Annotated in this window: 17 protein-coding genes; 4 read left to right on the top strand and 13 right to left on the bottom strand. The window is 64.1% G+C overall.

The features are described from left to right. Nucleotides 1-109: 109 nt before the first annotated feature. Both G3480_RS18910 and G3480_RS18905 read right to left on the bottom strand, forming a co-directional pair. On the bottom strand, nt 110-2,518 hold the full coding sequence (locus G3480_RS18910) for a putative bifunctional diguanylate cyclase/phosphodiesterase (protein ID WP_164655447.1): 2,409 nt from the start codon (nt 2,516-2,518) through the stop codon (nt 110-112). A 206-nt stretch (nt 2,519-2,724) separates the two neighbouring features. After that, on the bottom strand, nt 2,725-3,540 hold the full coding sequence (locus G3480_RS18905; protein ID WP_164655446.1) for a Cof-type HAD-IIB family hydrolase: 816 nt from the start codon (nt 3,538-3,540) through the stop codon (nt 2,725-2,727). 372 nt (nt 3,541-3,912) lie between these two features. Here G3480_RS18905 and G3480_RS18900 point away from each other — a divergent pair, with 372 nt between their 5' ends. Beyond that, entirely contained in the window at nt 3,913-4,788 is an 876-nt protein-coding gene (locus G3480_RS18900; protein ID WP_164655445.1) for a CPBP family intramembrane glutamic endopeptidase, read from the top strand. Here G3480_RS18900 and G3480_RS18895 read toward each other — a convergent pair. Beyond that, complete coding sequence (locus G3480_RS18895) at nt 4,746-6,599, bottom strand: cation:proton antiporter (RefSeq protein ID WP_164655444.1); 1,854 nt, start codon at nt 6,597-6,599, stop codon at nt 4,746-4,748. The genes G3480_RS18900 and G3480_RS18895 overlap by 43 nt on opposite strands. A gap of 195 nt (nt 6,600-6,794) precedes the next feature. Then, a complete protein-coding gene (locus G3480_RS18890) occupies nt 6,795-7,607 on the bottom strand; it encodes a LytR/AlgR family response regulator transcription factor (protein ID WP_164655443.1) in 813 nt (270 codons plus the stop codon). Between the two features lie 548 nt (nt 7,608-8,155). Here G3480_RS18890 and argH point away from each other — a divergent pair. Both argH and G3480_RS18880 read left to right on the top strand, forming a co-directional pair. After that, nucleotides 8,156-9,565, top strand: a complete 1,410-nt coding sequence (gene argH, locus G3480_RS18885) for an argininosuccinate lyase (protein WP_164655442.1) — start codon at nt 8,156-8,158, stop codon at nt 9,563-9,565. After that, nucleotides 9,558-9,914, top strand: coding sequence for a nucleotide pyrophosphohydrolase (locus G3480_RS18880; RefSeq protein WP_164655441.1), 357 nt, complete (start codon nt 9,558-9,560; stop codon nt 9,912-9,914). The genes argH and G3480_RS18880 overlap by 8 nt, the downstream gene beginning before the upstream one ends. Before the next feature lie 139 nt (nt 9,915-10,053). On the opposite strand, the gene G3480_RS18875 is transcribed toward G3480_RS18880, so the two are convergent. The 3 genes from G3480_RS18875 to G3480_RS18865 all read right to left on the bottom strand — a co-directional run bounded on the left by G3480_RS18875 (nt 10,054) and on the right by G3480_RS18865 (nt 13,146). Further along, on the bottom strand, nt 10,054-10,557 hold the full coding sequence (locus tag G3480_RS18875) for a hypothetical protein (RefSeq protein WP_164655440.1): 504 nt from the start codon (nt 10,555-10,557) through the stop codon (nt 10,054-10,056). A gap of 166 nt (nt 10,558-10,723) precedes the next feature. Next, complete coding sequence (gene murU, locus G3480_RS18870; RefSeq protein ID WP_164655439.1) at nt 10,724-11,389, bottom strand: N-acetylmuramate alpha-1-phosphate uridylyltransferase MurU; 666 nt, start codon at nt 11,387-11,389, stop codon at nt 10,724-10,726. Further along, nucleotides 11,386-13,146, bottom strand: coding sequence for a SulP family inorganic anion transporter (locus G3480_RS18865; RefSeq protein WP_164655438.1), 1,761 nt, complete (start codon nt 13,144-13,146; stop codon nt 11,386-11,388). The genes murU and G3480_RS18865 overlap by 4 nt, the downstream gene beginning before the upstream one ends. Before the next feature lie 874 nt (nt 13,147-14,020). Between G3480_RS18865 and xthA the strand changes: the two genes are divergently transcribed. Then, nucleotides 14,021-14,839 (top strand): exodeoxyribonuclease III, encoded by an 819-nt coding sequence (xthA, locus tag G3480_RS18860; protein ID WP_338114180.1) that lies wholly within the window; start codon nt 14,021-14,023, stop codon nt 14,837-14,839. Between the two features lie 30 nt (nt 14,840-14,869). On the opposite strand, the gene G3480_RS18855 is transcribed toward xthA, so the two are convergent. The 6 genes from G3480_RS18855 to G3480_RS18830 all read right to left on the bottom strand — a co-directional run bounded on the left by G3480_RS18855 (nt 14,870) and on the right by G3480_RS18830 (nt 22,170). Beyond that, a complete protein-coding gene (locus G3480_RS18855) occupies nt 14,870-16,423 on the bottom strand; it encodes an ATP-binding protein (RefSeq protein WP_164655436.1) in 1,554 nt (517 codons plus the stop codon). Between the two features lie 226 nt (nt 16,424-16,649). Then, a complete protein-coding gene (locus tag G3480_RS18850) occupies nt 16,650-17,441 on the bottom strand; it encodes a DUF2272 domain-containing protein (protein WP_338114179.1) in 792 nt (263 codons plus the stop codon). Between the two features lie 74 nt (nt 17,442-17,515). Further along, entirely contained in the window at nt 17,516-19,294 is a 1,779-nt protein-coding gene (locus G3480_RS18845) for a hypothetical protein (protein WP_164655435.1), read from the bottom strand. Between the two features lie 164 nt (nt 19,295-19,458). Continuing rightward, nucleotides 19,459-19,965, bottom strand: coding sequence for a tRNA adenosine(34) deaminase TadA (gene tadA / locus G3480_RS18840; RefSeq protein ID WP_338114181.1), 507 nt, complete (start codon nt 19,963-19,965; stop codon nt 19,459-19,461). Beyond that, nucleotides 19,962-21,536 (bottom strand): glutamine-hydrolyzing GMP synthase, encoded by a 1,575-nt coding sequence (gene guaA / locus G3480_RS18835; RefSeq protein WP_164655433.1) that lies wholly within the window; start codon nt 21,534-21,536, stop codon nt 19,962-19,964. Before guaA ends, tadA begins: the two co-directional genes overlap by 4 nt. 7 nt (nt 21,537-21,543) lie before the next feature. Next, complete coding sequence (locus G3480_RS18830) at nt 21,544-22,170, bottom strand: Uma2 family endonuclease (RefSeq protein ID WP_164655432.1); 627 nt, start codon at nt 22,168-22,170, stop codon at nt 21,544-21,546. Between the last annotated feature and the right edge of the window lie 226 nt (nt 22,171-22,396).

Below are 22,396 nucleotides of genomic sequence, written 5' to 3'. Positions count from 1 at the left end.
CGCTGAGACAACGATGCCGATAGAAAAAAATGATGGACAGGAGGCAAATCGGACTTGCGTCAGAACAGAGTATCTACAGCTCAAGCGATTGCAGTATTCAGACAGCCTCTCAAGACCGCGCTGCCGAGAGCGCCGGTCCGGCGTGCCATTGCCGCGCGATGTCTTCGGGCGGTAGCGGTCTGGAGAAGAAATAGCCCTGGAGACTGTCGCAGCCATTGTCCGCCAGCATTGCGGCCTGCTCGGCCGTCTCCACGCCCTCGGCGACGACTTGCATCTCCAGCGTCTTGCTGAGTTCGATGATGGTCTTGACGATGGCTGCCGTGGCTTTGTCCGACATCGCCTCCTGGACGAAGGATTTGTCGATCTTGATGATGTCGACCGGCAGCCGGCGCAGGTAGGCGAGGCTCGAATGGCCGGTCCCGAAGTCGTCGATCGCGATACGGACCTGCATCCTTTTCAAGGCTTCGAGAACGGGAGTGGTCTGCTCCGGGTTGGACATCACGCAGCTCTCCGTCACTTCGACTTCCAGCAACGAAGGACTGATGCGATGACGTTCGCATTCTTCGCGGATCATGCCAGCGAGGTCGTCGTGGATGAGTTGGCGCACCGAGACGTTGATGGCGACTTGCTGCGAGCCATAGCCTGCAGCCTCCCAGCAGGCAATCTGACGACAGGCTTCGGCGAGCGCCCAAGCCCCGATCTGCCCGATGAGTCCGCAATCCTCGGCAATGGGCACGAAGCGGTCGGGCGGCACGAAGCCTAGCCCCGGGCGATTCCAGCGCAGGAGCGCCTCGAAACCCTGAGGGCTCTGGTCCTTGGCGCAGACCTTGGGCTGATAGTACAGGGACAGCTCTTGCTGCTCGATGGCGTCGCGCAGCGCCAGCTCCAGGTCGAGTCGCTGCTGGGCCTGCTCGGCGAAGGCGGGCTGGAAGAAGTGATAGGTGTTCCGACCAGCCTCCTTGGCGGCGTAGAGTGCCATGTCGGCATTCTTCATGAGGGCGTCTGGGTCCTCGCCGTCGTCTGGATAGATGGCGATGCCGAGGGATGTGCGCATGTGGATGCGCGTTTCCGGGAGTTCGAAGGGTTTGGAGAAGACGTCGAGGAGTCCCTGCGCGAGCACGACCGCATCGGCGGGATTCTCGAGATCGCTCATGAGCACGACGAACTCATCGCCGCCCAGTCGGGCCAGGGTGTCGCTGGCGCGCAGCCGCTTGGAAAGCCGCTGGCCGATGCCGCGGAGCAGCTCGTCCCCGATGTGATGCCCTAGACTGTCGTTGACCGCTTTGAACTGGTCGAGGTCGAAGAAGAGCACGCCCAGCCGCTTGCCCTGGCGTGATGCGTGCGCGATGCCGTGCTCGAGTCGCTCCAGGAGCAGCTTGCGATTTCCCAAGCCTGTGAGCGGATCGTGCAGCGCTTGATGAAGAAGCTGCTGGTCCTTCTCGTAGTCGTCTGTGATGTCATTGAAGACGCAAACATAGTGCGTCACCTCGCCCTCGGTATCGCGCACGGCATCGATGGTTCGACGCTCCAGGAAGATCTTGCCGTTGCGCTGGCGGCTCCACATCTCGCCCTCCCATCGGCCAAGGGTGCGCAGCTGCTGCCAGCCGAGCGCGAAGAAGCGCGCCTCGTGCTTGTCCGAGCGCAAGATGCTGGCCGGCTGGCCGATGGCCTCCGGTGCGGCGTAGCCGGTGATGCGCGTAAAGGCAGGATTGACTTCCACGATAATGGCGTCCGGCGTCATGACCATGACGCCTTCCGCCGTATTCTCGATCACCGCAGAGGCCAGCCGGTTGCGCGCCGTGCGCTCCTCGACCTCCTGCTCCAGCCGCAAGTTATAGGCAAGCAGCGCCTTCTGAGCGTCCATCAGCTCCGCGTTGAGCTGCTCGACCAGACCCCGCTGTCGATGGGTCTCGCTGAGCAGCGATTGATTCTCCAGCAAGCGCTCTTGACTGGCCAAGAGGATACGTCTCCCCTGCTGATGGCTGAACAGCACCATGAGCATGAAAGAGGCGGCCAGGATGGCGACAATGGGTCCCGAGGTGGGGGTGTCGAAGACCATGACGGTCGCAGGTGCCATCAAGCAGAGGATGTAGAAGCGTGCCGACCAGAGCATGGGAGCGAGGATGGCGGATCCGCCGCCTGCTAGGCCGGCGACGATGGCGACAATGGCGAGCCGCTCGGAAGCCTCCGCCGAAGGGAACACCAGGATCGGCAAGGCAACCCAGACCAGGGCTGCAGCGATCAAGGGCCAGACGAACATGCGCTCCCGCGTCTTCGTGTCTAGGCGGTCTTTATGCCGCTGGTAGGTGTAGAGCAGGGCGCCTCGCAGGAGGCTGACGCTGAGTCCGATCAAGAGCCAGAGCGGCTGGATGAGGGTGTGAGCATGGAGCCAGTGGATGCCACTGATGCCGAGGATGGCCACGGTCGTCATGGGGATGCCCGCGCGCCCTTGGCGGAAGGCCTCGTCGATCAAAGTCGCCTTTAGCTGCTCGCTTGAGTGGGAAAGGGCTTGCGGCATGGGTCAGCGGGTCTAGCCTGGAGGCTCGGCCGTGAGCCTTTTGAGGCCGGGGTCAATTGGCTGACGCTGCAATCCGCGCGGGTGCCGCGTCGCTGTGCTCGAGGGCGCTGGCCAGGTCTTCGGCGCTATTGGCTTGGGCTCATCCATGCTTGCCACTCATTGCAGGTACCGGCTGTGCTGTCTTCTAAGGCTTGAGTCTGCTCGGGTCATGGCCGTGAAGGGTGCCCGCCGAGGCAGTGCTCAAGCAAGTATTGGGCGACGGCCTCTTCGGCGTTTGTGCCGATGATCTCCGCTTCCGGCAGTGCTGCCTTCAACCAGGGGACCGCATTGGCCATGAGTACCTGGGTCCCAGCGACCTGCAGCATCTCGATGTCGTTGCGACCGTCGCCAAAGGCAATGACGTCCTCCGTTGCAATGTCGAGCCGCTCGAGGGTCCGCTTGAGTGCGTCTCCTTTGGAAACGCCATGCGCCATCACCTCGAGGACGACCGGGAGCGAATAAGTGGTCGTGACGCGATCTCCGAGGCGATCACGGATCGCGTCTTCTAGGCGCTCCAGGCGGTCAATCTCTCTAGCATAGTAGAAGACTTTGAGTACAGGTTCATCGTCGAACTCGGTGAAGTCGAGAATCCGGTAGGCGAACCCGGATTCTTGGTGGTACTCAAGCAGCTGTGGCTCGGCGGTGTCGACTAGCCAGTCGTTTGCACGGTAGACATTGGTGTGGACGCCGTCGAAGAGCGGATCGCGCAAGAGGAAGTCGAGACAGTCGGCGTCGACGGGGTGGGAGTGGAGCAGTTGCCCCTGGCGATCATGGACGGCGGCTCCATTGCTGGAGATGAGGCAGCCGCGCGGGCTCAGGATCTCGGCATGGCAGCGAATGTCCTGGAAATGCCGGCCCGACGCGAGCATTACCTCAAAGCCTTGATCGCGCAGCGCTAGCAAGACTCGGCGTGTGTCGTCGCCGAGTCGGTGCTCGGCGTTGAGCAAGGTGCCGTCGAGGTCGGAGACGATGAGCTTGGGCATTCGCAGGTCTGTCCGGGGTGCAGTGCGGTCTGGTCTCATTGATTTTACAGGGGGCTTCCGGAGCCCGATAGCGTTCCAGCGGCCAAAGGCATCTGTTGAGCCTGAATCGCAATGGGAGTCACAAAGGCGCAAAGGACGCGAAGAAGAACAAGGCGCTGTTCTGCGGGGAGGCTTCACCCTGCAGGTGAGCGAGGGTGCCGGGACAAGACATCGAGGTCCGTTGCGCGCTTCGCGTCTTTAGGGTTCAACTGATCTTTGCGGGTTGGGCTGCTTGGGCGACTGCCGGAAAAGGTTTCCAGTTGGGACTTTGCGAGCCCTGCGGCTTGACGCGAGAATGACGCTCTTGTTTCAGCTCGCCCGACAGACAGACAGATGCGCATAACCGTCCTCTTCTTCACCTATCTTCTCGCCTGCCTGATGCTCGCGGCATTGGTGTCGGTTCCCTTGATGGACAGCGGTTGGCTCGACCTGGAGCCGCATCGCGTCATGAGCCGGCTTGCGCAGGCCATTATCCTCATCGGGATCTGGCCGCTGCTGCTTGCCTTCCATGTTGCTGACCGCGCCTCGATCGGCTACGGGGTGCCGATGCGGTCGCTGCGGCGCGCTGCTGGCTGGGGTTGGCTGCTGGGTGTGGTCATTTTGTCCCTTCTGTTGGCGCTCTTGCTGGCGCTGGATATCCGCGTCCCGGATCCGACGCCGCCGGGCTGGGGGAGCATCCTGAGCAAGGTGCTGCAGGCCTTGGTCGGCGGACTGCTGATCGCGCTCTTGGAAGAGACCTTCTTCCGCGGGGCGCTCTACTCGGCCGTTCGCCGCGCCGATGGTGTGAGATCCGCAATCGTCTGGAGCGCACTCCTCTATGCTGCGGTGCACTTCATGAAGCCCAGCGCCTTGCCGGAGGGGATGGCGCTCGACGCGTCCGGTGCCCTCTGGACGGTGCTTTATGCCTTGGGGGATCTCTTCCAATGGCGCAATCTGGACTCGCTGGTCGCGCTCTTCATGGTCGGCGTCTTCCTGGCCTTGATCCGCGAGCGCACCGGGCACATCGGCTGGTGCATCGGGCTGCATGCCGGGTGGGTGCTCGTGATCCAACTTGGCCGCAAGGTCACGGACGGGAATGAAGGCGCGGCCCTTGCCTTCCTCGTCGGCGACTACGATGGCACCATCGGCTGGCTGGCCGCTGCCTGGATCGGCCTGCTGGCGTTGGTCTACTGGCTGGTGTCGGGTAGGCGCTCGGGCTCACCTTCCTGACCCTTAGGAACATCCTCATTGGTCTTGAGGCGCTCGAGCTTGGTCCCGAACCAGAGGATGCGATGGCCGGGCTCCACCTTGATCTCCTCGTCCGCGGCCAGCAGCCGCACCCCGGCATCCTTACTGATGATGAGCACGGGCAGGGCGCCTTCGGGCAGCACCTCGAGCAGTTGGGTGATGCCGAACTCCTTGGTGATGGAGGTTGCCTGAAAGGTCCAACCGCGGTACCAGCCGCGCTGGAGGTCTTCGTACTGGATCTCGCCATCGACGAAGGTCCGCCCGCGCGTCCCCGAGCCGGGTTTGCGGCTGGCGTGCGAGGGCTCGGCCGCGAGCTGGAAGACGTGCCAGCGGTCGAAGGAGGGTGTGTATTGGGCGCAGACCAAGGAGTTGTAGGCATCATTGCTGCTAATGGCGAGCAGGCTGCCATAGTCGCTGAGTTCGAGTTCGGTCTCGGCGTGCTCCGAGAGCAGCTCGCCGAAGTAGACCGGTAGACCGGCGTGGCGGGCACGGCGCAGCCGGTGCCAGGCGCGGTCCGTGATGAGGACGGGCACCTTATAGGAATGCAGCGCCTGGGCGAGTCCGGTGCTCCAGGGATTGGCGCCGCTGATCAGCAGGCCCTGGCGCGGCGAGGCGCTGAGGTCGAGCTTGCGGGCGAGCCAGCCCAGGCTGAAGCCGTGCAGCAGCACGGTCGTGAGGATCAGGGTGAAGACCAGTGGTAGCAAGAGGTCGCCGTCCGCATAGCCGCGTGCCGCGAGGCCTGGCCCCAGCACGCCGGCAACTGCGGCGGCGACGATGCCGCGCGGTGCGATCCAGCCGATCAGCAGTCGCTCCTGCCAGCTCATGCCGGCGCCAATGGTCGCGAGCCCGATGGTGAGCGGGCGCACCAGGAAGAGCATGGCGAGGATGAGCAGCGCGCTGTGCCAGTCGAGCGCCAGCAGGATGTCGGGGTCCAGATCCGCCGTGAGCAGCAGGAAGAGACCGGCCACCAGCAGCATGGCGACCGATTCCTTGAAGCGGCGAACCTCCTCGATGCTCGGCAGGCCCATGTTGCCCAGCACGACACCCAGCGCCGTCGCCGCCACCAGCCCGGCCTCCTCCATGACGAGATTGGCGAGACCGAAGGCGGCGAGGGCGGCGCCTAAGGCGACGGGCCCCTTGAGGTACTCGGGCACCTGGCCGGCCAGGTAGGCCCGCCCGAGCAGCCAGCCGCCGACGCCGCCCAGTAGTCCGGCGCTGAGCAGTCCCAAGGCGAGTTCTACCAGCGTGTGGCTGATATCAGGCGCCCCGGGCGAGACGAAGTATTCGTAGAGGAGCACGGCCAGCAGTGCGCCCGTGGGGTCATTGACGATGCCTTCCCACTTGAGGAATGACGCCGGCCGCCGCCGCAGGCGCGCTTGCCGCAAGAGGGGAAGGATGACGGTCGGCCCGGTCACGACCGCGATGGCGGCAAACACCAGCGCGACCGGCCAGGAGAGGGCGCCGATCCAGTGTGCGGCCAGGGTGCCGAGTCCCAGGCTCAAGACCACCCCGACCGTGACTAGGCGTTTGACGCCGGTCGCCGTCTGCTTGAGTTCATGCCAGCGCAGACTGAGTCCGCCCTCGAAGAGAATGACGGCAACGCCAAGCGAGATGAGTGAAGGAAAGGCTGGCCCGAGCGCCTCGCTCGGCCGAATGAGCCCGAACACCGGGCCAATGAGGATGCCGAAGGCGACCAGCAGGACGATGGTCGGGATCTTCAGTCGCCAGCCGAGCCACTGAGCAGCGATGCCGAGCGCGGCAATGAGGGCGAGGGTCTCGGTTAAGGGCGTCATGGGTCTCTAGGTCCGGGCAAGTCTGATGGTGCGAGGGCGGAGGTTGGGGAAAGCATCCTGCCCAAGCGTGCCCGCGCACTATACCGGGAAACGCCCGTGACTCGGGAGTGGCGACCCAAGGCCGCAAAATAAGGGGCGCCCGATGCGAGTGCCCCGCATCTGGCGCCCAATGGCTCTCTCGGAGGAATTCTGAGGTCAGCGCTGCTGCTGACCCAGCCTGGCGTCGAAACCTTGGCGATTCAACCTGTGCGTCTCCTCGGTGTTTTGTTCGCGCAGCCAACGTCGGACTTCGGCCAGGTGTCTGCGGCTGACGGCAAGGCGATCATCGCAATCACTCAGCTCGACTCGGATGGTCCCGTCCGTGAGCTTGACGAGGCCTTTCAGCCTCGAGCGCGCGACCAGTGCGTTGCGATGAATGCGCAGGAAGAGGTCGGGGAATTCCTGCTCGAACGAGCGGAGCGATTCGTCGGCGAGCAGTTCGCCGTCGAGATGCCGCACATTGACGTACTTCTGGTCCGCCTGGAGAAAGATGATATCCGCGATGGCGACGCTCCGGATGCCGCCGCGATAGCGCGCGCTGACCTCGGTTCGACGCTGCGGCATGGGTGTTATCTCGTCCATCTCGTTGGCATGCTGGAATCTAGGCAAGGCAAGCCTCCTTGCGATATTCAATGCCTCGCGCAGCCGGTCTGCTCTGACCGGCTTGAGCAGGCAGCCGGCGACGCGTCGCTCGGCCATGGCTGGATTGGATGCAGCGTCGGACGCCAGGAAAATGATGGTCGGTGGGCGCTCCAGCTTCTCGAGCTGACGGACCGCCTCCGCGCCCGTCATGCCGGGCAGCTTGGCGTCCATCAGGACGAGATCGATCGGCTGAGCGCGACAGCAGGCGATGGCCTCGAAGGCGTCGGTGGCCTCGCCCGCCAGTTCATGATCGCCGTCCGTGCTGGCGAGCAGCTGCCTCAGGCTTTGCCGCGTTGGAACTTCGTCATCGACGACCAGAATCCTCATCGTGATCCCCGCTTCCGTGTATTGAGTTGAGCACAGGCCAGCTCAGACACGCTGGCGGCATCGGCGGCGAGTTGCCCACGAACGGAGCACGTCTCGCCTCGATGCGATGTCTGATTGAATCCTCTCGTCAAGCTTTCGCCACTCCGCGAGCGAACCCACGACCCGGAGAGGCGTGATCACCTAGCCCGCTTGGCGATTTCTAGCCGGTGTCGATCGCTGACAGCTCGTGTCCGTCGATTTCCCGCCGGCATTGACGATGGCTCAACTATAAAGTTTGCTAAGACAATCGGATGAGATATGGATCCCAGCTTTCACTGGCCTGTCGCGAAACTGCGGGCGAATCCCGGTTTCGCACGATTGGCGCGTGATCCCCTGCTCGAAAGTGTGAAGCAGGCCGCTTGTTGTCGCCGTCCGGGGTCCCTTTTTGGCCTCTTGGCGACAGGCGTCCGCTCCGACGGCGCGACGCCTTGTGCTCGCCCCAGGCGCGGTCGACGTCGTCTCGGCCCCAAGGTGTAAAATGGCGGCTTTGCTAGCTGCTGGACCTTCCGATGCAAGAGACCTCTTCCGCCAAGCCCTGGGCCGGGCGTTTCAATGCGCCGACCGATGCCTTCGTCGAGGCCTTCACCGCCTCCGTCGACTTCGATCAGCGCCTCTACCGCTACGACATCCAAGGCTCGATCGCCCACGCGACCATGCTCGCGCGGCAGGGCATCCTCACCGCAGCCGAGCGTGATGCCATCGTGAAAGGGCTGGAGGCCGTGCGGTCACGCATCGACGCGGGCGACTTCGCCTGGTCGATCCCGCTGGAAGACGTGCACATGAATGTCGAGTCTGCGCTGACGGCAGACATCGGCGATGCCGGCAAGAAGCTCCACACCGGACGCTCGCGTAACGATCAGGTCGCGACCGATGTGCGGCTTTGGCTGCGTGATGAGATCGACACCATCCGAGGGGAGATCCAGCGTTTGCAGCGGGCGCTTCTGGACCTTGCCGAGCGCGAGGCCGAGACCATCCTGCCCGGTTTCACGCATCTGCAGGTCGCCCAGCCCATCACCTTCGGGCATCACATGCTGGCTTGGCTGGAGATGCTGGAGCGCGATCGCGCGCGCCTGGCCGACTGCCGCCGGCGTATGAACGTCATGCCGCTCGGCGCGGCCGCACTGGCTGGCACGACCTACCCCATCGATCGCCACTATACGGCCGAGCTGCTCGGCTTCGACCGCCCGGCCGAGAATTCGCTGGACGCGGTCTCGGACCGTGACTTCGCCATCGAATTCACCGCCGACGCGGCCATCCTCATGATGCACCTGTCGCGCTTTTCCGAAGAGCTGATCCTCTGGTCGTCGGCTCAGTTCGGCTTCATCGAGCTGTCCGACAGCTTCTGCACTGGCTCGTCCATCATGCCGCAGAAGAAGAACCCGGACGTGCCCGAGCTGGTGCGCGGCAAGAGCGGACGCATCTTCGGCCATCTCATGGGGCTGCTGACGCTGATGAAGTCCCAGCCGCTGGCCTACAACAAGGACAACCAAGAGGACAAGGAGCCGCTCTTCGACACCGTCGACAACCTCAAGGGCTCGCTCAAGGTCTACGCGGACATGATGGGCAAGGTCACCTGCAACCGCGAGCGCATGCGCGAAGCCGCCAAGCAGGGCTTCAGCACCGCGACCGACTTGGCCGACTATCTGGTGCGCAAGGGTATTCCCTTCCGCGACGCCCATGAGATCGTGGGTAAGGCCGTTGGTCTCGGCGTGCGCGAGGGGCGTGATCTGGCCGAGCTGAGCCTTGCCGAGCTGCAGCAGTTTTCGGGTGCCATCGGCGAGGACGTCTTCGAGGTGCTGACCCTGGACGGTTCTGTCGCGGCCAGGGACCATATCGGCGGGACCGCGCCCGCGCAGGTGCGCGCAGCCATCCAGCGGGCGCGCGAGCGTCTGGGTGCCGAGGCGAGCGGTGATGCCTGACAGCCTCGCCAATCTCAACGCGCGACTGCTGCGCTTCGCCCAGGAGCGCGATTGGGAGCAGTTCCACTCGCCCAAGAATCTCGCCATGGCCCTCGCTGGCGAGGCCGGTGAGCTGCTGGAACACTTCCAGTGGTTGACGGAGGCGCAGAGCGCGGCCCTGGATGACGCCAAGCGGCGCGAGGTCGCGCATGAAATGGCCGACATCCTCAACTACCTGGTTCGGCTCTCCGAACGCCTCGGGATCGACCTCATCGCCGCGGCGGAAGATAAGATCGCCATCAACGAGCAGCGCTATCCGGCGGACAAGGTGCGCGGGGATGCACGCCGGGCGAGCGACTACCCGGACTGAGTCGGTTGCGGTTGGCATCCCTGGCGGATCGCCCAACCGGCCGGGTTTATGATCGAGGCATCGGCGTTCCTGGGGGCGTGAGTGTGTAGCCTTGTTAGCCCCCAGACGTCTGGGGGCTGTGATCATGTCGGCGCGGATCCTACTCTGAGTAGGCGCAGGCGCCTGTGAAGACGAAGTTGTGATCCATCATCTCGACCCCCGCGGCAATGCCGACCGAGATTCCCAAGGTAGAAAAGGTCAGGTTGTCACCCAGGTCGAGAGCCCGAGTTTGCAGGTTTCCCGACCAATCGAGATCGCTGAAGACTTTGACCCTCTCACCAAGGTTATAAACATGGACCTGGTCGACGTAAGCATCGACGCTTCCGGTCTCGAACTGGAGCGCGTCAAAGCGTGCGGTCTTGCCGTGTGTCCACGGAATTGCGAAATGAACCCAGTTGTAGAGGCCGGGACTCTGCTCGAAATCCAGTCCCCACCCGAGATGGGTACGATCCGTGGTCGCTATGCGATCCTCGTATTCGATCTGTCCTCCACTCGCATGAATGCATGACCACTCAGCGGCGAGGGGCGAGGTCACCGCTGCAGGCATTGCGAAGAGCGCGAAAGCCGCTGCTAGCCATCCATTGATCTTATGCGTCGATTTCATCGGACAATCCTCCGTTGCTTCGAACGCGTCGATTGCGCTAAACAGCCAAGAACGAGCTTGGTCCCCGGGATCGCCTCAGTCAGTGCTTGTTTTCCACGCTCTGCATGAGATGACCCACTCCAAAGTGTAGACGACTCAGCGTAACGGATAGGCGATGCGGGGGCGGTCAATCCGCGTGCGTCAAGCGCAGGTCTAGCTCCGCCAATCGCTCGGGCGTGCCGATATCGAGCCACTGGCCCCGATGGTGCTGTCCGCCGACCTTTCCCTTCGCCATGGCGTCTCGCAGCAGGGGGGCAAGCGGAAAGGCGCCTGGCTGGCAGCCGTCGAAGAGCTTGGGGTCGTAGAGGCCGACGCCGCTGAAGGTGAGCTTGGGGGAGCCTTCGGGCTGGACGCGGTCTCCCGTCAAGGCGAAGTCTCCGGACGGGTTGTGCGGCGGATTATCGACCAGGACCAGATAGGCAAGATCGGTCGCGCGCATCTGCAGACGGGCAGGGTCGATGTCCGTCCAGACGTCGCCGTTGACCACCAGAAAAGGCGCGTCGCCGAGCAGGCTTAAGGCGTTGAAGATGCCGCCGCCGGTCTCGAGCGCCTCGGCCTCGGGCGAGTAGCGAATGCTGACGCCGAACTCAGACCCGTCGCCCAGTGCCTGCTCGATCTGCGCCCCGAGGTGCGCGTGGTTGATCACCAGGTCTCGAATCCCCGCGCCGGCCAGCCGCTCGATGTGATAGGCGATCAAGGGCTTGCCGCCGGCCCGCAGCAGGGGTTTCGGGGTGTGGTCGGTCAGCGGGCGCATGCGGTTGCCGCGTCCCGCCGCCAGGATCATGGCCTTCATTTGTTGCCCTTGCACTCCCAGAAGATGCGCTTGTCACAGGTGGCGCAAATGGATTTGTCGAGCTTCTGGTAGATGGCGCGGACGGCGGCCGTCTTGGACTGGAAGATGTTGCGCGAGCCGCGCTCGTCGAGACAGCCGCAGCCCTCGAGCGCTTCCCACAAGCCCTGCTTGACGTTGATGAGATACATGTCGCCGCCGTCGGCTCGGCGCCGTTGCATCTCGCGCGAGAGCACCAAACCGCCTTGCAGATCGACGAAGTTGATGCCGTTCGAGAAGAGGGCGACGTGCTTCTGCTCGGGGTGCTCGGCGCGCAGGCGATCGAAATACTGCTCGACGTGGGGCGCCGAGCCGAAGAAGACGGAGCCATCGATGCGCATGAATCTCAGTTGCGGACACTCGGGCAGGCCTGGTTCGCTCGAGAAGGCTTGGTTCGGCAGGTGCGGATTCGGTGCAATGGTATGGATCTTCGGCTTGGATGTCCGCTCGAGGTAGAGCACCAGCGACAAGAGCACACCGGCGAAGATAGCGAATTCGAGTTCGAGGAAGATCGCCGAGAAGAAGGTGACCGCCAGGACCGAGGTCTCACGCTTGGATGAGTGCAGGATGTGCTTGATCTCCGCGCGGTCGATCAGACCCCAGGCAACGAGGAAGAGGATGCCGGCCATGGCTGCCTTGGGCAGATAGCTCGCGTAGGGCGCCACCAAGAGCACGATCGCCATCAGCATGAAGGCGGCGAAGATGGAGGCCAGGGGTGTGCGCGCGCCGGCCTCGTAGTTGACGCCGCTGCGGTTGAAGGAGCCGGTGGCGACATAGCCCGAGAAGAAGGAGCCGGCGATGTTCGAGAGCCCTTGGCCGATGAACTCTTGGTTGCCGTCGATCCGGTAGCCGCCGCGCGCGCCGAGCGCCCGGCCGATGGACACGGCTTCGGTCAAGGCGAAGAGGGTGACGGCCAAGGCGGATGGGGCGAGATGGCGAATGTGGTCGAACGTCAGTGACGGCGCCGACAGCGGCGGCAGGGCCGCAGGGAGCGCGCCGACCGTTGCGATTCCTGTCGCCTCCGCACCGAAAACGGCATCGAGGCCAACGGCCAGCAGGCTTCCGCCGAGCATGGCAACGATCATGTAGGGCACCCGAGGCAGCCAAAGCTTACAGGCGATGCCGAGCGCCAGCGTCGCGGCCGCGACCAGGGTCGCGCTCGGATTGATCTCAAGGACGTGCTGTCCGAAGCTGATCAGGATGTCGTGGAGATGGCCGCTGCTGTCCATCTCGACACCGAAGAAGTGCTTGAGCTGCTTGGCCGCGATGAGGACGGCCGCACCTGCGGTGAAGCCGACGACGACCGAGTGTGAGATGAAATTGACCAGTGCCCCCATGCGCGCGAAGCCGAGCGCGAGTTCGAGCACGCCGACCATGAAGGTCAGCGTGAGGGCAAGGGTGACGTATTCAGGCGTCCCTGGGATCGCCAAGAGGGACAGCGAGGAGAAGAGCACGACCGAGGCCGCAGTCGTGGGTCCGGAGACCAAGTGGCGCGATGACCCGAACAGGGCGGCGATAATGGCCGGGATCATGCCCGCGTAGAGCCCGTACTCGGGCGGCATCCCGGCAATGGTCGCGAAGGCCACGCCCTGCGGCAGCACGACGATGGCGCCCGTCAATGCAGCGACCAGATCGGCCTTGATGTCTTGTCGCCCAACCTGTGGCAGCCAAGTCATGAAGGGCGTGAGCAAAGACCAGTTAAAGGAGCGAGCTGTGTTCATGGCGGTACTGCTTCAATAATGGGTCAGAAGGTTCAGGGCCAATTGGGTCCCGAATGTGGGGTCCCGAGCGTGCCTGGGGCGGCCGCAATCGATGTTCATGCGCGACGAGACGTGCGTCGGATCACCCTCAGCCCGTAAGGTCGGGCCTGGGTCCTGGAGAGCGCCGATGCAGTGCGCTCGCCGCGCGCGATACCGACTGCGCCATGCTTAAGCGCCTGAGTGCTGTCGAAACGCGCGCGACTCGCAGGTTGTGTTCTCGCGTTGCGAGCCGCGTTGAATGCCGGGATGGCACGGCATCAGCGATGCCCTGGTTGCTCGGATGCGACGCGACGGTGTCGAGCGCGCACGCTTAGTCAGCGCAGGATGCGGGTCGACACCTGGTGGCCTCCCCGCTTACGCGGCGATGGAGTCGGGACGGGGAAGGGCCATGAAGAGCGCTGAATGGTAGGGGATTTCGGGCTAAATTGACATAGCCGGACTGTGATTGACCGAGGCGGGCGCCGATCGAGGTAGGCTCCGGGGACACAGGCGCCCTGAGCGGAACCGAAGGGCGCAGCGCAGTCCACCAACAACTGCGCTGGATTGGGTGGACTCCGATCTCGCTCGTCCACCCTCCCGGTCCAACTGACGACCAAGGCTCAACTCGGCCTTGGCTCGTCATGATGATCGAGGCCGACATCATCCAATGAAGGCTCATTCCGCCGAAATCCGGCGGTGCCGTGGACCAGGATTTGAGCGTGCCGCCGCCGGCGACGGCCGTATAGGAATGGTTTCTGCGCTGGGATTGCCCGATGCGCAAGGCGCAGTGCCTTGGGCATGCCGCGATGCCATGCTAGCCTTCCGCGCCAGTGTCCATATCCGGAGATCCTCGCCCGTGTTCAAGATCCTGTCCTTCAATATCAACGGGATTCGTGCCCGTCCCCATCAGGTCGAAGCCATCAAGGCCACGCTCGATCCTGACATCCTCGGTCTGCAAGAGTGCAAGGTCGCGGACGAGCAGTTCCCCCTCGACTGGGCGCAAGGGCTCGGTTATGCGACCCATTTCCATGGGCAGAAGGGGCATTACGGCGTGGCCTTGCTCAGCAAGCTCGAGCCAGCCTCCGTCATCAAGGGGTTTCCGAATGACGAGGTTGAGGCGCAGCGCCGCGCGATCACGGGGCGCTATGCCGCGCCGAGCGGTGAGGAAGTGGTGGTCATCAATGGCTACTTTCCTCAAGGCGAGAGCCGCGATCACCCCGTCAAGTTTCCCAGCAAGCGCAAGTTCTACGCGGATCTGCTCGCCTTTCTGCAAGCGCGTTTCTCGCCGGATCAGAACGTCGTCGTCATGGGCGACATGAATGTGGCGCCCCTTGATCTCGACATCGGCATCGGCTCGGACAACGCCAAACGCTGGCTGAGGACCGGCAAGTGCAGCTTCCTGCCGGAGGAGCGCGAGTGGCTCAAAGCCGTCACCGACTGGGGGCTCACAGATGCCTACCGCGCCCTCTACCCGGAGGTCGAGGATCGGCTCAGCTGGTTCGACTACCGCTCCCGTGGTTTCGAGCGCGAGCCGAAGCATGGGCTGCGGATCGATCACCTCCTGATCTCCGCCCCGCTGCGCGAGCGTCTGCTCGACGCCGGTATCGACTACGAGATTCGCGGCATGGAGAAGCCGTCGGACCACTGTCCCGTCTGGATTCAGCTCGATCTCTGAGCGAGTCGGGGGGGGTGTCAGTGACCAGCGTCAGTTTGACCCCTCGTTTTCCACCTCGAAGCCCACGACCGTCCGACGCTGTCGGCTGAATTCGATGCCGATCAGGTGGATGGGGATGCCTTCCGCGCGGTATTTTTCGGCATAGCCGCGATCCTTGATCTGCTGCAAGGCGCCGCCCTCGGGCTCGAGTTCCACGACCTTGAATTCGAATAGATAGAGGCGCTGCTGGAAGCGCAGCGCCAGGTCGAGCCGACCGGCGGAGCTGCTGTCCTCAGGGGTTAGGTCCAGCCCGAGCGCGGCGAAGTGGCTGTAGATCACGCTGGCGTAGTAGCCCTCGTAGCGGGCAACCGGATTGGTGTCGTGCCACTGGTGTGGGATGGCGGCGAAGAGGCTCTCGATATGCTGGCGCAGGCCCTGGAGGTCGTTTTCGGCGAGGAGGTCATAGAGGCGGCTGGCCAGCTCGCTCGCGCGTCCCGGGTTGCCGACCAGGGCTTTGGCGAGGACGTCGTTGAGGGCGGTCTCGACCTCGAGGTTCGGATAGCCGAGGGTGTATTCGGTGCGCGCCCCGATCTGCCGCGTGCCCTTGAAACTGAGATAGCCGGTCTGCCAGAGCAGCGCCTCGGGGGCCATGTGCTCGACGTCGAAGGCGGAGAGCAGGGCGTCGTCGGCGCGCAGCCGGGCTAGTCGGGGAGTGAAGAAGCCGCGCTGGGTCAGCAGGTCGATCAGGAAGGTCGGCGTGCCTGTCTCGAACCACCAGGGGCGGAAACATCGCTCGTCCAGCAACAGGAGCAGATCGAACGGATTGTAGACAGACTCCCCGGTCCAGTTGTAACCGTTGTACCAGCGGCGGATTTGCTCGCGGTCCAGTCCTTCCAGGGCGGGTGCGAAGACCTGCTCGAGATCGGTTTCCGTGTAGCCGCAAATTGCCGAATAGGTGCGCGAAACGGTGATGTCGTGAAGCGTGTTGAGTCCCGAGAAAATACTCACCTTGCTGAATTTGCTGACGCCCGTCAGGAAGGCGAACCTCAGGTGTGCGTCCGCACTCTTGATCACCGAGTAGAGGTCGCGCAGACCCTCACGCATCTCAGCGGCCAAATCCGGTCTGGTGAGGTTGTCCAGGATCGGCTTGTCGTACTCGTCGACCAGAACGACGACCGGCGCGCCATGACGCTCCTGGGCCAAGCGGATCAACTGGGTGAAACGGCCGGATACGCTGCGGTGCTTACCGCGTACCCCGAGCAGGCGCTCGTTCTCGTCGAGTAGCTCCGCGATCTTCTCGTCCAACGCCTGACGGCTGTGAAGAACACCCCCGGCGAAGCTGAACCTGACCACGGGATGACGCCGTTCCCAATTCCATTCCTTGTGGATGCTCAGCCCTTGAAACAGCCGTTCATTGCCGGCGAACAACTCCGCGAGCGTATCCAGGAAAAGCGACTTGCCGAAACGGCGCGGGCGGGAGAGGAAATAGTACTTGCCGGTCTCGATGAGACGCAGGGCGAAGTCGGTCTTGTCGACGTAGTAGTAGCCCTCTTCGCGAATCTCGCGCAGGGTCTGGATCCCGATTGGAAGTTTCTTTCGCGTCATGTGCCGTGCCTTTGGGGCTCGATCCGGCATTGTAGAAGAAGCTGGTGCGAGCCGCTCCAGCAGCGCGCGGCTTCCGGCTGGCTCCACTCGGCGGTATGGGGCTTCGCTCGGTGCGCGGATCGAAGTCTGAGGTTGGCGTTGATCATCGGACCGCCCCGTCGCGGCGGGGCGCCGCTCCCACTGGCCGCGCGGTTGGACCAAACCATGATCGCGGCCCAGAGGTTCACTAGAGCCGATTCTCCAGAATCAAGAACCAAGGTCTCCGTGGAACCTGCTGCAGGTGGCCTTGGCTATCCAGCTCCAGGGTGCTTTTGGAGACGGAGTTGCGGACGTTGCCGCCGATGACCTCGAGCTTCTGGCCGTTGTTGGCGACCACCAGGTCGCAGTGGCCGGCGACGCCGTTGAGCGCGGCGGCTGTGGTGTAGCCGTTGAAGGTTCGGACGTAGGAGGGTTTGCGATAGGCGCAGACGAGGTCGCCGGGCTGGGGGCTGTAGTCGGTCAGTCGGCGGGGGGCGAAATAGCGTCCGGGCAGACTGGCGTTCTGGATCATGTCGCTGAGGTAGACCCAGTGGGCCGATGAGCGTTTGAACTGGCTCTCCGGGACGCCCGAGGATTGCATGATCCAGCTGATGAAGGCCGCGGACCAGGGCTTCTGGCAGTCCATGCCGTTGAGCCGTGGCTTGCCCACGGCGCGCCAGTAGCTGTTGACGCGACTACTGTGGCGGTAGTCGTCATCCTCCCAGTCACCGACGTGAGGGATGCTCTCCTCGGAGCCTTTGAAAAAGACGGTCTGACGGCCGAAGTAGCTCCATTCCTGATTCGCCCTGGAGACCATGGCGCGCTTCATCGAGGGGTTGGGTGCGGGTGGGGATCCGATCGGCGTGCCGGCCCAGCTTCCGGACATGCCTTGTCCTGGTGCGCCGGACTGCGGGGGCGCGGCGCAGCCGACCAGGATCAGGCTGAGCAGAGTGGCGGCTGCCGCTCCTGGCCAGCTTCCGGCGATGCTCTGGATCGACACGGGGGGAGACTCCTTCCGATGAATGTTGGTGAGATGGGCAGTGGTCGGGACACTGCCCGGAAAGCGGCGCCAGGCTAGCGCGGCGGGCGCTTTGTGTCGCTGAACCAGGAGCGGTATTGCTCCATACGCTGGCGCTGCGCGCGCGGGGCCTCGCGGCGGCAGGTCGATGCCTCGGTGCTGCCGGTCGGGGCGCCCCAGCGGGTCTCGATGCAGTCGTTGGGGTTGTAGGCCATCTCCAATGCTTGTCGCCTGTCGTAGATCTCGCCCAAGGTGAGCCGCCAGGAGCTGCCGTCGCTGCGTCTGTAGCTGATGGATCGCTCGCGTAGGCGCTGCGCATTCAACTGCTCGATGCGGCTCGCCGCGCGCGCGGGACTCTCGCCGTTCAAGACATAGAGCTGGGGAAACCGCATGATGCGCTGCGGCAGCGCATCCAGCACCTTCATCGCAATGAGCAGCCGCATGTCGCGGGATGGCGTGGCGTAATCCTCCCAGGGGCCGGTGGTCTCGAAGATGGCGGGTCCGCTGGGCATCGAGATGACGGTTCCGGGATGGGCGCGCATGTAGGTCTCGCCGTTGTCCACCGAAGTGACCCGCGTCTCCAGCTGCTCCATGAGGGCATCGAGCGTGGATTCGTACGCGGCTGCCGGATCCAAACCCTTGGGATTGATGAGTGTCTCCATCCGGGCATAGAAGTCATCGGGATCCATGCGGGCTTGCTCGGTGGCGAAGCGCGGCAGCCCGGAGCGGCCGTCGATCGCGGCGTTGGGCAGGACCCGCCAACCGGACCCGCCGCTCCGCGTGAGTGGCCGAAAGGTCTTGAAGCCGGGGCCGGCGCTCGGCGTCTGGGCGAAGAGGAAGTTACCCTCCCAGTAGCGCTTGCGGGTGACCGAGTTGTCCGGCTGCGCGTCGACGGCCAGCAGCAGGCCGCTGCTGCGGCCGCTTTGCGGAACCCATTTGACGACGATCATAATGTGACCATAGGGGTCGGCGTAGAGCGTTCCCGGCCAGATGGCATCGCGCTTCAGCGGGACCGGATAGAAGTCGGTCTCGTCGTCATTCAGACTGGTGCGGACGCTGCCGGAGTGGACGGTGTTCACCAGCGCCTGTGCGACCTGTCTGAACCTGCTCACTGAGGCTCGGGTGCCGACGAAGCCAGTCTCGATGGTCGCTGACTGACACCTGGGGGCGCGGGTGCGACTGCCGCGATCGCAGCTGCGATAGGCGATCGGCAGGCCGAGCTTCCAGGCGAAATAGGCGCGCAGGTAGTAGGGCAGGTCGGCGCAGTCCGGTTCGGCTGGCAGTCCCTCGTCCTCGCGCGCGCCGAGGTAGTTGTAGAGAAAGTTTTGCGCCGGATCGCTCAGTAGGGGGGCCAGGGACTTGAAGCTGAGTGATTGCTCGACGGGGGCGTTGAAGAGGTGCTCGATCCAGGCGGAGTAGAGGGCCTCGGTGGCCAGATCCCACTGACCTGGGCCGCGGTCGCTGCTGCCTCCGCCCACCCGCACCTCGTTGCAGGCGGCTACCTGGCCGCGTCGCATGGCCTGGATGCGGTAGGTCCCCTGCTGGGGGCGGAACAGGGTTCCATAGTTGCTCCAAGGCGGCCCGTCGCTGGCCAGGTTGCGCAGCGGATTGCGCGTGCCCGAAGGGTCAGTGACCAGGATCTCGTCCACGCGGCCGTCCGTGGCGACCACAAAGACTTCCAGCGGGTAGCCTGGTGCGGGCTCTAGCGGTGCGGTCCAGACATGCACCTCGGCGCCCTGCTGACAGGCGTCGGCCCGCCCCAGCTTGGGCAGTGTGACTGCCGAGAGACCAATGAGGATGACGAGCGTGACTCTAAATAGGGTGGTCGGCGACATGACGGTTGCCCGGTGTTCGAATCGACAGGCCCTGAGTGTATCCGTTAATCCCGCTTCGGTGGGGCTCGGGGCATGCGAGCGTTCGGCGCGCCGCTCCGGGCAACCATCAACCCTTGGACACTACAGGGGATTCAGCGCCCCGGATGGACGTCGATGGTCGAGGGCTAGCTGGGGCACGAAGATTGAGTCGCCGCGCTGGTGCGCGCGTCTTGGCGGCGTGCGCGGAAGAACGCTTTGAGGGTCTCGCCACACTGCTCGGCCAGAACGCCGCCATAGCATTGGGTCCGATGATTGAAGCGTTCGTCCGAGGGGAGGATGTCGAAGACGCTGCCGCAGGCGCCTGCCTTGGGGTCGCTCGCCCCGTAGATCACCTGATCGACCCTGGCGTGAAGGATGGCGCCGGCGCACATCACACAGGGTTCGAGCGTCACATAGAGCCTGGTGCCTGGGAGACGATAGTTGCCCAGGCGTCGGCCTGCGTCGCGCAGGGCCTGGACCTCCGCGTGAGCGGTGGCGTCGCTGGCGCCGATGGGGCGGTTCCAGCCCTCGCCGATGACCGCGTCATCCTTGACCAGCACGGCGCCGACCGGAACCTCGCCCGCGTCCGCCGCGCGCTGGGCGAGCGCGAGCGCATGCATCATCCAGCGCCGGTCGTCCGGCGTTGATGCTATTCCCACTCGATCGTACCCGGCGGTTTGCCGGTGATGTCATAGACGACACGTGAGATGCCTTCCACCTCGTTGGCGATGCGACGGCAGACCAGGTCGAGGAAGTCATAGGGCAGGTGCGCCCAGCGGGCGGTCATGAAGTCGATGGTCTCGACTGCGCGCAGGGCGATGACGTGCGCGTAGAGGCGGTTGTCGCCGACGACGCCGACGGAGCGGACCGGCAGGAAGACGGCGAAGGCCTGTGAAACCTGGTCGTAGAGGTTCGCTCGCCGCAGTTCCTCAATGAAGATGTGATCGGCCAGCCGCAGGGTTGCGGCATAGTCCTTCTGAACCTCGCCCAGGATGCGCACGCCAAGGCCGGGGCCGGGGAATGGATGGCGGTAGACCATCTCCGAGGGCAGGCCCAGTTCGATGCCGATCTTGCGCACCTCGTCCTTGAACAGCTCGCGCAGCGGCTCGACCAGCGCCAGGTTCATCTCCTCGGGTAGGCCGCCGACGTTGTGGTGCGACTTGATGACCTTGGCCTTGCCGGTCTTGGCGCCGGCGGATTCGATGACGTCCGGGTAGATGGTCCCCTGGGCCAGCCACTTGACGTCATCGAGCTTGCTGGCCTCGTCGTCGAAGACCTCGATGAAGGTGTTGCCGATGATTTTACGTTTTTGCTCGGGGTCGCTGACACCCTTGAGTCGACCGAGGAAGCGGTCCTCGGCATCGACGCGGATGACATTCACGCCCATGTGACGGGCGAAGGTGCTCATCACTTGGTCGCCCTCGCCGAGCCGCAGCAGGCCGTTGTCGACGAAGACGCAGGTGAGCTGATCGCCGATGGCGCGGTGGAGGAGGGCCGCGACCACGCTGGAATCGACCCCGCCGGAGAGTCCCAGCAGGACGTTGTCGCTGCCGACCTGATCGCGCATGCGCGCGATGCTGTCCGCGATGATGTTGCTCGGCGTCCACAGCCGGCCACAGCCGCAGATATGGTGGACGAAGCGCTCGATGATGCGCTGGCCTTGGCGCGTATGCGTGACCTCGGGGTGGAACTGTACGCCGTAGAAGCGGCGCTCCTCGTCGGCGATACCGGCCAGCGGGGCGTTGTCCGTCTCGGCGATGACGTGAAAGCCGGGCGGCAGGCTCTCGACGCGGTCGCCGTGGCTCATCCAGACGTCGAGCAGGCCGTAGCCCTCTGGACTGGCGTGATCCTCGATGTCGCGCAGCAGCTGGGAGTGTCCGCGTGCGCGCACCTGGGCGTAGCCGTACTCCCTGTGCGTCGAGGGGGCGACGGCGCCGCCGAGCTGGGCCGTCATGGTCTGCAGCCCGTAGCAGATGCCGAGAACGGGCACGTCGAGGTCGAACACCAGCGGGTCGGCGCGGGGCGTCTCCGCTTCATGGACGGACTGCGGGCCGCCGGAGAGGATGACGCCGCTTGGGGCGAAGTCGCGAATGGCTTGCGCATCCATGTCGAAGGGATGCAGCTCGCAGTAGACACCGGCCTCGCGCACCCGTCGGGCGATCAGCTGCGTGTATTGCGACCCGAAGTCGAGGATGAGGATGCGATCGGCGTGGATGTTGGACATGATTTGGTTAGCTTGACTCGTGATCGTTCGCTGTGGTCTGCAAGGCCTTGCGGAATCCCTTGATGGCCTGCGAGGTGGTGGGTTGGTCGAGGAAGCGCGTCAGCAACTCCAAATCGAGCCCAGGTAAGACCTGACTCGCGGTGATCGGGACGTAGTGCTCGTCTTGCAGGCGGTAGGGCTGGATTGCACCCTTGCGCCAGTACCAAATCTCTGCCACGCCGAGCTTGCGGTAGATCTCGAGCTTGTCGATGCGCCCCGAGGTCCAGACGACCTCAATAGCGAGATGCGGGCGCTCCACCTCGGGGTCGCCGAAGATGTAGCACTCGTCCGGCTCCGCTCCGCGCGAGCGGTCAGATGACTTCAGCGTCCAGGATCCCAGGACGGAGAAGGCGATATCGCGCTCCAAGCAATAGGTCTCGACGAGGCGACCGATAAGCGATTTGATGGCTTCGTGCGTCCGCGACGGGCTCATGATTTCGACGTCTCCTTCCAGATAAGCGATGCGCGGGGCGGAGTGGTCGCCGCGCATCGCCAGGAGTTGCTCGTATCCCTCCCAGCTCACATCGTGAAGCCAAACGATGTGATCTTCGGTCGGGCTGTCGTCACGCTGCTCGTATTGGATCTGGGTATACATCCGCATGACCTCCTGGCTCCAGGTGCGCTCGAGCGTCTTGCCTGGTGTAGCCGAGGTGTAGGGTGGAATCGCGCAAGCCTAGCGAGGCTTCGTCTCAGGCCGACGAGTCATGACGTCGCTATCGGAATCGGGATCGGGATCGGGATCGCTATCGTCGGTTCGATCCCGATACCGATACCCACGGGCATGGTAGGTCGGCCGCGTAAACGAAATTTTACTCAACGGG

Source organism: Thiorhodococcus mannitoliphagus (assembly GCF_010915725.1).
Classification (GTDB): Bacteria; Pseudomonadota; Gammaproteobacteria; order Chromatiales; family Chromatiaceae; genus Thiorhodococcus; species Thiorhodococcus mannitoliphagus.
The sequence above is the reverse complement of the archived record's forward strand: the minus strand, read 5'-3'. Positions and strand labels throughout refer to the sequence as shown.

Excerpts from the sequence above, each read along its gene's own strand:
- G3480_RS18895 (WP_164655444.1), bottom strand. The coding sequence starts at position 6,599 with ATGACGCCCTTAACCGAGACCCTCGCCCTCATTGCCGCGCTCGGCATC.
- G3480_RS18865 (WP_164655438.1), bottom strand. The coding sequence starts at position 13,146 with ATGAACACAGCTCGCTCCTTTAACTGGTCTTTGCTCACGCCCTTCATG.
- G3480_RS18910 (WP_164655447.1), bottom strand. The coding sequence starts at position 2,518 with ATGCCGCAAGCCCTTTCCCACTCAAGCGAGCAGCTAAAGGCGACTTTG.
- argH (WP_164655442.1), top strand. The coding sequence starts at position 8,156 with ATGCAAGAGACCTCTTCCGCCAAGCCCTGGGCCGGGCGTTTCAATGCG.
- G3480_RS18905 (WP_164655446.1), bottom strand. The coding sequence starts at position 3,540 with ATGCCCAAGCTCATCGTCTCCGACCTCGACGGCACCTTGCTCAACGCC.
- G3480_RS18875 (WP_164655440.1), bottom strand. The coding sequence starts at position 10,557 with ATGAAATCGACGCATAAGATCAATGGATGGCTAGCAGCGGCTTTCGCG.
- murU (WP_164655439.1), bottom strand. The coding sequence starts at position 11,389 with ATGAAGGCCATGATCCTGGCGGCGGGACGCGGCAACCGCATGCGCCCG.
- G3480_RS18855 (WP_164655436.1), bottom strand. The coding sequence starts at position 16,423 with ATGACGCGAAAGAAACTTCCAATCGGGATCCAGACCCTGCGCGAGATT.
- G3480_RS18890 (WP_164655443.1), bottom strand. The coding sequence starts at position 7,607 with ATGAGGATTCTGGTCGTCGATGACGAAGTTCCAACGCGGCAAAGCCTG.
- G3480_RS18845 (WP_164655435.1), bottom strand. The coding sequence starts at position 19,294 with ATGTCGCCGACCACCCTATTTAGAGTCACGCTCGTCATCCTCATTGGT.
- guaA (WP_164655433.1), bottom strand. The coding sequence starts at position 21,536 with ATGTCCAACATCCACGCCGATCGCATCCTCATCCTCGACTTCGGGTCG.
- G3480_RS18880 (WP_164655441.1), top strand. The coding sequence starts at position 9,558 with ATGCCTGACAGCCTCGCCAATCTCAACGCGCGACTGCTGCGCTTCGCC.
- G3480_RS18900 (WP_164655445.1), top strand. The coding sequence starts at position 3,913 with ATGCGCATAACCGTCCTCTTCTTCACCTATCTTCTCGCCTGCCTGATG.
- G3480_RS18830 (WP_164655432.1), bottom strand. The coding sequence starts at position 22,170 with ATGTATACCCAGATCCAATACGAGCAGCGTGACGACAGCCCGACCGAA.